10 protein-coding genes, 1 other RNA gene and 1 pseudogene are annotated in these 13,063 nt (G+C 35.7%); 3 read left to right on the top strand and 9 right to left on the bottom strand.

What is annotated here, in order from left to right:
* Window positions 1–248: 248 nt before the first annotated feature.
* The 3 genes and pseudogenes from ACPYKA_RS12985 to istB form a co-directional block, all read left to right on the top strand.
* A pseudogene (locus ACPYKA_RS12985) lies at window positions 249–473 on the top strand (polysaccharide pyruvyl transferase family protein); the annotation flags it as partial.
* 41 nt (window positions 474–514) lie between these two features.
* Window positions 515–2,071 (top strand): IS21 family transposase, encoded by a 1,557-nt coding sequence (gene istA, locus ACPYKA_RS12980; RefSeq protein WP_479542686.1) that lies wholly within the window; start codon window positions 515–517, stop codon window positions 2,069–2,071.
* Complete coding sequence (istB, locus tag ACPYKA_RS12975; RefSeq protein ID WP_479542687.1) at window positions 2,040–2,795, top strand: IS21-like element helper ATPase IstB; 756 nt, start codon at window positions 2,040–2,042, stop codon at window positions 2,793–2,795. The genes istA and istB overlap by 32 nt, the downstream gene beginning before the upstream one ends.
* Before the next feature lie 609 nt (window positions 2,796–3,404).
* On the opposite strand, the gene ACPYKA_RS12970 is transcribed toward istB, so the two are convergent.
* The 9 genes from ACPYKA_RS12970 to ACPYKA_RS12930 all read right to left on the bottom strand — a co-directional run bounded on the left by ACPYKA_RS12970 (window position 3,405) and on the right by ACPYKA_RS12930 (window position 12,779).
* Entirely contained in the window at window positions 3,405–3,788 is a 384-nt protein-coding gene (locus tag ACPYKA_RS12970; protein ID WP_479542685.1) for a retropepsin-like aspartic protease, read from the bottom strand.
* A complete protein-coding gene (locus ACPYKA_RS12965) occupies window positions 3,788–4,045 on the bottom strand; it encodes a hypothetical protein (RefSeq protein WP_479542684.1) in 258 nt (85 codons plus the stop codon). The genes ACPYKA_RS12970 and ACPYKA_RS12965 overlap by 1 nt, the downstream gene beginning before the upstream one ends.
* A 599-nt stretch (window positions 4,046–4,644) precedes the next feature.
* Window positions 4,645–4,978: a transfer-messenger RNA gene (ssrA, locus tag ACPYKA_RS12960) on the bottom strand.
* Window positions 4,979–5,093: 115 nt separating this feature from the next.
* Window positions 5,094–5,558, bottom strand: a complete 465-nt coding sequence (gene smpB, locus ACPYKA_RS12955; protein ID WP_479542683.1) for an SsrA-binding protein SmpB — start codon at window positions 5,556–5,558, stop codon at window positions 5,094–5,096.
* A gap of 30 nt (window positions 5,559–5,588) precedes the next feature.
* Complete coding sequence (rnr, locus tag ACPYKA_RS12950) at window positions 5,589–7,715, bottom strand: ribonuclease R (protein WP_479542682.1); 2,127 nt, start codon at window positions 7,713–7,715, stop codon at window positions 5,589–5,591.
* Between the two features lie 57 nt (window positions 7,716–7,772).
* On the bottom strand, window positions 7,773–8,519 hold the full coding sequence (locus ACPYKA_RS12945; RefSeq protein ID WP_479542681.1) for an alpha/beta hydrolase: 747 nt from the start codon (window positions 8,517–8,519) through the stop codon (window positions 7,773–7,775).
* Between the two features lie 87 nt (window positions 8,520–8,606).
* Window positions 8,607–8,837 carry a preprotein translocase subunit SecG gene (gene secG, locus ACPYKA_RS12940; RefSeq protein WP_479542680.1) on the bottom strand — a complete coding sequence of 77 codons (231 nt, stop codon included), beginning with the start codon at window positions 8,835–8,837 and terminating at the stop codon, window positions 8,607–8,609.
* A 95-nt stretch (window positions 8,838–8,932) separates the two neighbouring features.
* Window positions 8,933–11,437 carry a YhgE/Pip family protein gene (locus ACPYKA_RS12935; RefSeq protein ID WP_479542679.1) on the bottom strand — a complete coding sequence of 835 codons (2,505 nt, stop codon included), beginning with the start codon at window positions 11,435–11,437 and terminating at the stop codon, window positions 8,933–8,935.
* Window positions 11,438–11,834: 397 nt separating this feature from the next.
* Window positions 11,835–12,779: a DUF6801 domain-containing protein gene (locus ACPYKA_RS12930; protein WP_479542678.1), complete on the bottom strand. Its 945-nt coding sequence runs from the start codon at window positions 12,777–12,779 to the stop codon at window positions 11,835–11,837.
* Between the last annotated feature and the right edge of the window lie 284 nt (window positions 12,780–13,063).

Here is a 13,063-nt window from a genome sequence, read left to right as displayed (position 1 = left end):
TATACAGGATTTAAAGATTCCCATCATCAGTTTAACAAAATTTTACCATATTACCTTGGAATTAATGTTAAGTAATTTTACTATCGTAATTTGGATAATTAATATGTCACACTACTTTAGACTCAAATCCATTGATGAATAGTAATTTAAAATATTTAGTTTATAATAAAATTATATTTATTGAATTGATCATATCTTTTAAAAGTACGTCTATTCTTTTATTACATAATTACTAAGGGGATGACAATATGAAAAATATTTTAATTAGATCAGGAATTTCTCCGTTAGATACATTCGATGCATCCTATATGATCAAGCATAATTCTATTGGAGGAAATGTAGGTAATTTAATATATGCCTATAGTATTTATCGTAACTTAATGAAAGAAGAGACTAATATTGTACCTGATTATTATAATTCTAACCCAAATAGGGCAGATGAAATAAATGAAAAATATGATGCATATGTAATACTGTTTAGTGCAAAATAAAAGTTAAGAGTATTGCAATCAAAATGTTAGAAGGTTGCACAAAAAGAAAAGGCTTGCCAGCTCTCTCAAAATACCCTACCGTTATTGGTGACGAATCAATCATGGTAGGAGGAAATGAAAGGATGCTAGCAATGCCTGAAATTAATCATATCAAAAAATTAAGAAATGAAAAATCATTATCTATTAATGAAATCTCAAAAAGAACTGGTTTTTGTTGGTCAACAGTGAAGAAATACGCTGACAACGATGAATTACCAGAGGAAAAAGTGCCTGTAAAAAGAGGCATGATGTATGAAGGAAAATGGGGAGAAATTGTTATTGATTGGCTCATAGAAGATTTTGCACTCAAAAAGAAATTAAGAAGGAAAAACACAACTATATTTGAACAATTACAGGAATTGGGTTTTCCTGGTTCTTATCGAACTGTTTGTAATTTTATCAAAGAATGGAAAGATAAAATGTTAGACGAAGCTGAAGAAATAAAAGAGGAGTATGAGAGACTGACACATCCTCCTGCAGAAGCTCAAGTAGATTTTGGTATGACAGAGGCCGTCGAAGATGGAAAACTAAAAGATATTCATTGTTTAGTTATGAGTTTCCCATATAGTAATGGCGGGTTTGTCGTTCCCTTACCTGCGGAAAATCAGGAGTGTTTTCTTGAAGGACTTAAAGTACTCTTTAAACAGGCTGGCTTTGTTCCGAGGAAAATCCGTTTAGATAATTTATCAGCGGCAGTCGTCAAAGCAAGGAGTCGCGGAAAAGAAACTATTTTCACGGATGCTTTTCAACGATTTGCTAGTTATTATGGTTTCGAACCACTAGCCTGTAACCCAAGAAAGGGAAATGAAAAAGGTCATGTGGAGAATAAAGTAGGATATATACGTTACAATTTTTTCACCCCATCTCCAGTTATTCAGGATTTAGCGCATTTACGTAAATTATTGTTAGAGAAATGTCAAAAGGATCACCAACGTAATCACTATAAAAAGCACGTCACAATCGCTAATTTATTTAAAGAGGAAAGTAAATATGGGTTAGCCTTGCCTGAAGAAGATTATCCTGTATTTAAACAATCGACGGTAACTGCCAATAAGTATGGGGAAATACGGATTGATGGAACACTGGTTCATGTACCCCAGAGTTACCATTACAGTAAGCTACATTTGATACAGTATTGGGATCATTATAAAGTTTTATCTCCTAACGGAGAAATACTTTGTAAAGATCCTAGACCATATATGAATCAAACCAGAGAAATTCCCTGGCATCCTATCCTACAAAATTGGAGACGAAAACCACGTTCGATTGTGTATTCTAGGTATTTTTCTTACCTACCTGGGAGAATAGCCCATTACTTAAATATCGACTCCATGCAACTAAGAAAAGAACGTGTAGAATGGTTATTAAACGTTATTGTCAACCATGATATGCAAGAAATAGACGATCGATTTTATGAATTATTACCTGAAGAAAAGCAATTTGATAAAGGTTCTACGAACCATCCCTATGATGTTAACTGGAATATTTATGATTCCCTCCAACCTAATCATGATAAGTCAACTATTAAGGAGGGGGTATAATGTGTCTAATGTAATTAAAGAGAAATGTAAGTTACTTCGCTTAGCATACGTTGCCGACTTATACGAAAAGATACCGTTTGAAAGTCCCGAACAATATTTGAAGGAATTATTACAAAAGGAAATTGAACTAAGAGAAATCGCAAAAGGTGAACGTTTAATCAAAAAAGCAAAATTTATGAATGAAAAGGAACTAGGTGATTATCAATGGGGAGAGCACATTCATTTTCCACCAAACCTAGACAGAGAAAGCCTAGAAACTCTTACTTTTATCCAGCAAAAGCAGAACTTGATATTAACGGGTGCACCAGGAACGGGGAAATCGCATCTAAGTATAGCCTTAGGAAGGAGAGCTTGTAGAAACGGATATGAAGTCCGTTTCTACAGAGTCGCGGATTTAATAGAGCTACTGGAAAAGTCATGGTCCGAAGGACGATTCCAACTCATACGTAATCGATTCAGTAAAGTAGATTTAATTATATTAGATGAAATGGGGTATGTACCTTTCAGCAAAACTGGTGCTGAATTATTATTTCAATTAATATCCGACTGGTATGAACAGAAAAGTCTAATCATTACATCAAACTTGGAGTTTAGTCAATGGCATAAAGTGTTTGTGGATGCACGTCTAACCGCTGCATTGGTAGATCGTGTTATCCATCACGCACATATCTTAAGCTTCACAGGAGATAGTTATCGAGTGAAATACGCTTTATCAAATCGTTAATATAAATATGGGCTGGCAAGGTTCTAAACTTTTCGTTGCAAAGTTCTAAACTTTTTACTTGCAAAACACAACAGGATTTAAAGATTCCCATCATCAGTTTAACAAAATTTTACCATATTACCTTGGAATTAATTTTCAGTCATTTTATACACATTTATTACCTCCAAGTGCAAGGGTTTTCTAATACATTTTAAAAAGTCCTTGCATCTATATTCGACATAATATGTCGAAATCCCTTGTTGGTAATGAGTTTTTTGCAGATTCAGCAGACCCTAAGTATAAGTTTGTGAGAAAAACTTTTGTTGAAGTTTTATGCATAAAAAACCACCAACATTTAGTTATTGGTGGAGACGGTGGGAGTTGAACCTACTTTACTAAGGTTGCTGTAACATCAGTGTTTATAAGGGTTTTAAGCTGTTACTTGAAAACCTGAATACGGTTTTGACTACGATTGATTAAAAACTTACGGAGGCAAGAGATTTTATCGTGATTGGTACACTGTCATAAAGCACTCTAATATATCGGGAATTTCCATCAATAAATAAAAAAGAAAAAATTAAAATGAGTACATATAAAAATTTAAAGAGTGATCAATCATTAACTATCATCTCATTTAAAGTCGATTGTCAATTTATCTAAGTTGATAATGGCTTTTATTTTTTGTAAAAAATCCAATCCTATAATGCCATCTAAATCAAAGCCATAATTCATTGCTCCTACTTCTAATATAAAACCCCTTAACTCCTCATCAGCTATTTTGATTGAATCAACCTTTTTAGTAAAGACAAATTCTGAACCACCGACACCAGTAATACGGTATATCATGTCATCTTCTTCTGCTATGATCCCAATGGATTCAGCTAAATCTGTTGAAACAATTGTACCGCCCGAGCCAGTGTCTACTAAAACACAATGAAGAGATAGTAAATTGCCTCTAAAGGTTAATTGTATGTCTGTCAGTAATAGACCATCTTCTATCTTCAACTTTTTCACTATCGTCTTACACCTCCCCATCTCTTTTCGATAATATTTGGCTCTTTACGATTCGTGTGTAGAACATATAATTCACGTTTAGGATCTTTACGATGTAGTTCTTGATAGGATTTCATTGCATCAGGAGAATTAGAAAAAAATTTTAAAGGAGTCACTTCTTCTAAAATACGTTCACTTTTCTCATTTGTATAAGCTTGTACTGCTTCTATTAAAACCCACTTTTCTGGAAACGCCTGGCGTACATCTTCCCATTTCATTTGAATCGCCTCCAAAGGAATTTATATCTATTTTATCATGTTATTGAAAGTATTTGATATTATTACTGACTCTTTATCTTTTAAAGCATTTAGCCAATAAAAAAACCACCAACATTTATAATTGGTGGAGACGGTGGGACATGCTCTTCCATACTTTCGTAATGGCACTGACTATATCTTGAACCTAAAATGTTTAGGTCCTTCGGCGTCTTATACAAAATATAAATTTATTCTATTGTAGAATAGCATTTTGTATCCTAGTACTACCTTGATTAGGCAGCCTATAAGTCGATACATGGCTGTTGGATTGCTCCACATACCACTCGGTATTGCCTTATTGTTGTTTTTCAAATAAGTCTGGAAAAAATGACACATCGCATTTCTTCGTTGGCTTGCTTTTCCGCTACTTACGTATTAAATCCATACGCTCTGTTGCCGACAACTGCGCCGGACAGGACTTGCTAGTGTCATCATCGCGACCTTAGCCAACCTCAATCCTTTCCATCCTCTTATTTGAAATTCACATAATAACAACTTAGGTTTCACCGATAAAGCCGAATTTTTCACTTTTGCATTACTGCAAAAGGCGACTAAGTTACTAATCGAACCCACGTCCAAGGGTATTGCCACTTAAGCTTCTACACGCGTAGTTGGTATATTATATTTCGCTAGACTTCAGCCTACCAACAGGCTTTTTAGAATAGCTAGTCTGATTGGTTTCAACGCTCTATCCACAGACGGAGGATGAACGTTTATCCCGCTAAAGTTGAGACTCAGACCCGTTACACGGGAGATAACGGTTAGAGTCCTTTAACAAGCTTATGCAGCTGCTAAAGAGTAATTTTCTTCTTTGCCAATTATAGGCGTTTAACGTTTTACGAGCCGTAACCTCGACGTGCGACTTAAGCTCAACCTACCCCTGTCGAATCCGAAACGTCCCCAAGTTAAAAGGGCTCTTCGGTACTTTGAGCTTTACACTCTTTTCTCGAGTGCATTATTTATTATAACATATTCACACCAAAATGCAAAATACCAAATTGTGTAAGACTTAACGACTTATTTCTTTTACAGCACGGTCAATATCACGTTTCATTTGTTTCTGTTTCTGATCTTCACGTTTATCGTATTGCTTTTTCCCTTTTCCAAGACCGATTAAAATTTTTGCAAATCCATTTTTTATATATAATTTTAATGGGACGATTGCGTATCCTTTTTGTTGCGTCAAACCAAATAATTTATCAATCTCATGACGATGTAAAAGCAATTTTCTCGAACGAGTCGGTTCATGATTAAATCGGTTTCCTTGTTCATATGGGGCAATATGCATATTAATTAATTGAGCCTCACCGTTAATAATCCGAACATGGGAATCCTTTAAACTGACCCTGCCAGCACGTATCGACTTAATCTCTGTTCCTTTTAACACAATACCCGCTTCGTACGTATCCTCAATAAAATAATCATGCGAGGCTTTTCGATTTTGCGCAATTGGTTTTTCGTATTGTTTAGACATTTTTATTCCCCCTGTCTATATCCGTCTTCTTTACACTAACACAAAATCCACTGCATGTTCATCCATATTTACATCCATTACTTTAATATTTACTTCATCACCGATTCGGAAAACCTTTCCTGTCATCTCACCAATAAGCGCATGGTGACGATCGGAATAGTGATAATAATCATCCGTCATATAGCTCACATGGACGAGGCCTTCTACCGTGTTTTCTAGCTCTACAAATAGGCCGAAACTAGTGACAGAACTAATTATCCCTGTAAATTCTTCCCCAATTTTATCCAACATGAATTCTGCTTTTTTCAAATCGTCCACTTCACGTTCCGTATCGACTGCGGCACGTTCCATTTCGGAAGTATGTTTGGCGATATCTGGTAAAAGCTTCTTCCATTTTTTTAATGTTTTATCCGACATATTACCATTGATTAGATACGTTCGAATTAATCGGTGAACAATTAAATCTGGATAACGACGAATTGGTGATGTGAAATGGGTGTAAAAGTCGGTTGATAAACCGAAATGTCCAATACTAACTGGATCATATTTCGCTTGTTTCATCGAACGTAACATTAGTTTGGAAATCACCATTTCTTCTTTTTCACCTTTGACGCGTTCGAGCACTTTTTGCAATTCCAATGGATGAATATCATTTGGTGTTCCTTTTATAACATAACCAAGTCCCGCAAGAAATTCGAAAAAGTGTTCAAGTTTTGCCTCGTCCGGTGATTCGTGAATCCGGTGAATAAACGGAACGTCCATCCAGTGAAAATGTTCAGCTACTGTTTCATTTGCACATAACATAAACTCTTCAATCAAACGCTCTCCCGTCGATCGCTCACGAATTACTACATCAGTTGCTTTTCCTTCCTCATCAACTAAAATTTGCGCTTCTTTAAAATCAAAATCAATCGCACCGCGTTTCATACGTTTATGACGTAAAATAGATGCTAATTCTTCCATTCGTTCAAAATTTGGAACGAGCGGTTCAAATTTCTTCCTTGTTTCTTCATCTTTATCTACTAATATTTTGTTTACATCTTTATACGTCATCCGTTCTGTCGTCCGAATAACTGCCTGGAATATTTCATGGCCGACAACTTGACCAGCACGGTTCACTTCCATTTCACAGCCAATTGTTAAACGATCTTTATCGCGATTTAAAGAACAAATTCCATTGGATAGTCTGTGTGGAATCATTGGAATAACTCGGTCTACTAAGTAGACGCTTGTACCACGTTCTAGAGCTTCTTTATCAATCGGGGAATTTTCCGTTACATAATGAGTCACATCTGCAATATAAACACCAAGCAAATAATTGCCGTTTTCTAATTGTTCCACTCGTACGGCATCGTCTAAATCTTTCGCATCTGCCCCGTCAATAGTGACAATCACTTCTTCCCGTAAATCCCGACGTCCCTTAAGTTCTGCTTCGCTTATTGAATCCGGAGTCTTTTCTGCTTGATCTAACACATTATCTGGAAAGTCTATCTTAATCCCATGCTTATAAATGATCGAGAGAATATCAATTCCTGGATCATTTTTGTGGCCTAGAATTTGCACGACTTCTCCTTCAGCACTTTTTCGACCTTCAGGATACTGAGCAATATCTACAATTACTTTATGTCCTGTTATTGCACCTTTTGTCTTGTTTTTAGGGATAAATATATCATTGGGAATTCGTTTATCATCTGGAATAACAAACCCAAATTCATGACTATCTTCATACGTCCCAACAATTTGATTATTCGCTCGCTCTAAAATGCGAATAACAACCCCTTCTGGACGATTTTCCCTTACACCTTTTTTTTCGATACGAACAATTACCGTATCATTATTCATTGCTGATAATAAGTCAGATGAATGAATATAGATATCTTTTTCATTTTCGTCCTCTGGAATTAAAAAGGCAAATCCTTTTTTATTCATTTCAATCTTTCCTCGGACTAAATTCATTTTTTCTGGCAGTCCAAAACGATTTTTCCGTGTTCGTATAAGTTGACCGGTATGCTCAAGTTCATTCAATGTTTTTACCAAAAGTTTAAATTCATCAACTTGTGATAAACCGAATATTTCTTCTAATTCATTAACAGATAAAGGTCTTGTTCCACTTTCTTTAAAATAATCTAATATTTTCTCTTGTAAATTTTCATTCATCTTTTCACCTTCTTTCTATATACTATTACTTTTTTTATTGTTAGGAAGTTCATTCATTTAGTCTTCCCATTTTAATGATTCTAGAAACGTATAGATATCTTCATGCAGCTGATCTTTCTCTTTATCCATTGTAATTACATGCCCTGAGTCTTCATACCATTTTAGTGACTTTTCATCAGTGGCAATTTGGTCATAAATATAATTTGCACTCTTTGGATTAATCATTTCATCTTTTTGAGCTTGCACGATCATCGTTGGTGCGTAAAGCATATCAATTTCTTCGCTAACTTCTTTTATAAAGGAACCAATTTGCTCAAACATTTCTGTTGAATTATTCATTAAGGTAGCGATTTCTTCTTTAATAACTTGCTCATCTTTTTTCTCAAATTGTTTATATTGTTCGGCAAAAAATTTAAATCCTTTCGTCAGTTGTGTATTATTATCAAAATACATCGGTGTACACATTGGAATAACAGCTTTTACTTTTTTATGAATCGCTAATTTTAATCCGAGCACACCGCCCATCGAAAGCCCTGCTATTGCAATTTCCTCATAACCCAACTGTTGCAAATATTCATAGGCATTTTGTACATCTTCCCACCACTCTTTAGGGTTTGTTTCAATTAACTTTTCTGGTTCTACCCCATGTCCTCGGTAAATTGGTGCATGAGTTGTATATCCTTTTTGCTCAAGAAATCGTCCTAACATGCGTACATCTGCAGAATGTCCGGTAAATCCGTGCAACAGGAGTACGGCACGAGGACCAGCTTGAAATGTAAATGGTTCAGGCTTTTTTATTTTCAAACTCTAAACTCCCTTCCGCTTGTCCTTATCCTTCTTAAACATTGAAAAACCCTTATCACAGATGTAATAAGGGATCGTCTTTCATTATTATATGATATAGGCACTAACAAAAGCTAAAATAAAGAATAATGTCGCTGTAATAACTGTCCCACGGTGAAGAATTAAATCTAACCCGCGTGCTTTTTGTTTTCCAAATAATTGTTCAGCGCCACCAGATATGGCACCAGATAAACCGGCACTTGTACCTGATTGTAAAACAATAAAAGTGATCATTATAATTGCATCAATAATTAATATTACATTAATAGTCGTTGCCATCTTAAGTACATCCTCTCTTAAAACGAACAAATATCTAACATATACTTTATCATATGTAGAAAAAGAATGGCAAGTTTTAACTTGCCATCAGACAATTATCCTATACTCTCCTCTATCTCCTCAGAAAAATCATAATGTTCTTTTTCATTACGATGTCTAATTAAAAATACGATTAGTGATAGGGCTGCAAATACTGCAAAATAAATAAATAAGACGCTTATATTTGCCCAAACTTTAGAAATACTACCTAATGTAATAATATTATTGTATCCATCTAAAGAATAAGTAAATGGCAAAAATGTACTTAATTTACGTAATCCTTCTGGTAACATATGAATCGGTAAGTCGGATCCTGTTGTAGATAACTGTAATACAACAAAGACTAATGCGACAAAACGCCCTATATTTCCTGCTAATGCAATTAAAAATAAGACAATCATTAAGAAAGTTAAACTTACCCAAATGGAGAAGAAGATAAATAAAATACTACTTTGTACCTCTATCTTTAAAACAAATAGTGAGAACAAAGAGATGAGAATCGCTTGTACGGTCACTAGTACGGAAAGCTTTGTAACTTTACCGATAAACCACGACATTCCCGTACTTGGTAAACTTGCTGGTTTTCTGTATGGTACTACAAACGACAATGCCATTACTCCAACAAAAAGAGCTAATGTTAAAATATACGGTGCGTTTGCGTTACGATAAAATGGAAAGCTATTAATAACTTCACCATCTAAAACGACTGGAGACGCGAACATAACTTTATTTGCCTCAGTCGGATTTAAACTACTTGTACGTTCTACCCCTCCCAATAAACCTTCAACTAATTGACCGCTGCCATCTAATAATTCCCCTAATCCATCATCAACTTGTGTAACACCATCTGTAAGAGATCCCCAACCTTCTTCAACTGTTTGGTTTCCATCAGCAATTTGCGTGGAGCCATCATGGAGTTGTGTTGCACCTGCTGTTAATTCCCTCCAACCACTTTCAACAGTTTGATTTCCATCAGCGATTTGGGTTGATCCGTCATGAAGTTGAGTTGCACCTGTTGTTAATTCTTGCCATCCATTTTTAACTGTTTTGTTCCCATCAGCAATTTGAGTAGTTCCATCATGTAAAACAGCTACATTTTTTTCTAATTCGTCCCAACCGGATTTTACCGTTTTATTTCCGTCGGCTATTTGCGAAGCACCATCTGCTAATTGATTTGCTCCAGCACTTAATTGTTCTTGCCCCTCAACAAGCTCTGCTAATCCGCTATTTAATGCACTAAGTCCATTATTAAATTCACTGCCTTTTTTAAGACCATCGTGTAATTGATTTGCACCATCAACCAGTCTTTGAAAATCGTTTTGTTTTTGTGGTGCGTCTTGTAAACTCTGCTCTAATTGTGTCAATACCGTATCAAGTATTCCATCATACATCGGGTGTTCTTTATCTAAAGTAGAAAGAAATTCAAGACTCTCATACAATGTTCCCATTGATTCGATTGTTTCATTAACACCTTGTTGTGCCTGAAGCACACCGGCAGCTAGTTCAGCACTGCCTGGTACGAGTTGTTCGTCTAACCCTGCTTTTAATTGGGCGCTTCCATCCTTAGCTGTTTTAGCTCCCTCGAGCAATTGTTTCGAACCTGATTGAAGTTCTTTTGCTCCTGATTTTAGTTCAACAGCACCGTCTGATAATTTTTTAATATCGGAAGACTTTTCATTTAAGGTACTTAGTAATAATCCAGTTCCATCATTAACTTGTTGTGCTCCATCAGCCAATTTTGCAATATCACTTGATTTGTTTTGTAAATTGCTTAATAACGTCCCCGTTCCTGCATTGAGTTCTAATGCTCCATTGGCAAGTCTAGATATATCTGGTTGCTTAACCACTAACGAATTTTGCAATTCTCCTGTTCCTGCATTAAGTTCCTTTGCCCCATCGGCTAATCGGCTAATGTCAGAGGATTTATCGATTAAAGAAGTAAGGATTTCATCTGAACCATCTTTTAATTGGCCAGCACCGTCACTAATCTGCTCGGATCCTTCATGAGCCTCCGCAAAACCATCTGCAACATCTCCAAGCTGTGAAAATACATTATCTACATACGTTTCAGTTACTTGGGTTGATAATTGGTTCTTCAAAGACTCTGCCGCTTTATCCGTTACTTGCGCCGCCATAAAATGGAGTCCTTCATTTTGTATAAATTTTAATTCAGGTCTTTGAGGATTGTCATCAAGAACCGTTAGCGCATTTTCAGAAAAATTGGAAGGTACTTCAATCATCATATAATATTTCATCCTATCCATACCTCTTTGCGCTTCCTCTTTTGTTACAAATTCCCATCCTAATTCTTCATTCGTTTTTAAATTTTCTATTAATTCGTCCCCAACATTTATTTTTTCCCCATCTTTTACAGCACCTTCATCATTATTAACGACAGCGATTGGTAAGTTATCCAAGTTATCATACGGTCCCCATTTAGGTGATAACATTATCATTGCATAAACTAACGGAACAAAAATACAAATAAGGACAGAAAGTAAAACTGTTTTTTTGGCAAATAACCTTTTAAACTCTGATAAGATATATTGTGATGTACTCATGAAACCTCCCCTTTATTTTCAGATTAAATGGAAACTAAAGCAATCATGCTATCTAATAGATTGAATCACTGCCTTTAGATAGCTTTCTCTCATTATTTCCTCTATGTGAGGAAGCGTTTTCAAAAAAGTTGTATAAATCTTTTTTAGTTACACTTAATCATAAACTTGGCATTTTCTTTTACCAATTCCTAAAATTGTAGGTTAATAATTTGAGTAGTAGGGATAAACCACTACCTTCATATGAAAACTGTTGAATGTTTATCAGTCTGCATGAACATTAAAGCTAACGGTTGAGTTTACTGATAAAGATCCAATATTAGACTGGATTAGTTTCCTAGACAAAAAAACAGTGAAAAACTGTTATAAGAAGTTCACTGCTTTTTTGTATAAAAATTACTTACTGACTTATAAACCGTTTACGAATAAATACTAATGCCCCACCAGCAATTAACAAAATACCACCTAAAGTAATGAGGAGTGGATTGTTAGTTGCTGTTTTCGGTAAGATAGAGCCACCACTTGTAGTTCCTTTATCTGTTCCTTTTGAAACAATACCCTTACCATTTTTATCGCCTTTTTTGCCTTGGTCTTCCTTCCCACCTAGGCCATTGTCACCGTCTTGGTTATCGTCGTCACCTTGACCATCGTCGCCACCTTGACCATCGTCACCGCCTTGACCGTCGTCACCGCCTTGGCCATCGTCACCACCTTGGCCGTCGTCACCACCTTGACCATCGTCACCACCTTGGTTATCGTCGCCACCTTGGTCATCGCCGCCACCTTGGCCGTCGTCACCGCCTTGATCATCGTCGCCATCACCTGGCTCCATAGCTTCTTCTACAGTAACTGTCGCAAGAAGTGTTTCATTATCCGGAGTACAACTGACATCTAAATTTACATCCGTAGCTCCCAGTTTTGCAATAATAACCGCTTTAATCTTTCCAACATTAATATTTAAATCTTTTTCTCCCGCCGTAAAGCTAGAGTTAACACCCGATACTTTAAATGGAACGTTATTATCTCCTGCTTTGTGTGGTGTTTCTGGAATTTTCGCCCCACTACTGCCAACAACATTTACGGTTTGTTCATTCGCTTCCAGATTAAATTCATTAACATATCCATTAAATGGATTGATTAGAGCTCTAAGTGCATCTAAATTTCCTGTTAGATCAATTGCAATATCTGTCACAATATCTTTTAATTGAAATTCTTTATTTGGTTCTACAGATTCGGGGATAGATATTTTTGGTGTAACTTTCATGTCAATATCAATTTCCCCCGCAATGGAAGTATTGGCAGTACAAGTATAATCAAATGATTTGGTTACTTCTGCGGCACTCACACTGTTCCATCCTGCTTGATAAAAAAATGTCATTACAAGAATAGACATAAATATAATTACTTTTTTCATTTTTTTTCTAATTTTAGCTCCTCCTCAACTTTTAATACTTTTTAAAAAAACTTTTTTAACACTCCTTTCTGTAAATATCACTTTCCCTTGAGTGCGCTTTCACTAAGCGTGACATAAATGCCAAAGTAAAATAAATCGGTCTATAGAACCGCTTGTTTATTACTTTATATGTTTTGTCTATTCCTACCAATTCCTAAAAAACTAGTGTATTGAAG

The organism is Pseudogracilibacillus amylolyticus (SeqCode) (genome assembly GCF_051918545.1).
Taxonomy (GTDB): domain Bacteria; phylum Bacillota; class Bacilli; order Bacillales; family Amphibacillaceae; genus Pseudogracilibacillus.
This window is presented reverse-complemented; position numbering and strand designations above follow the sequence as displayed.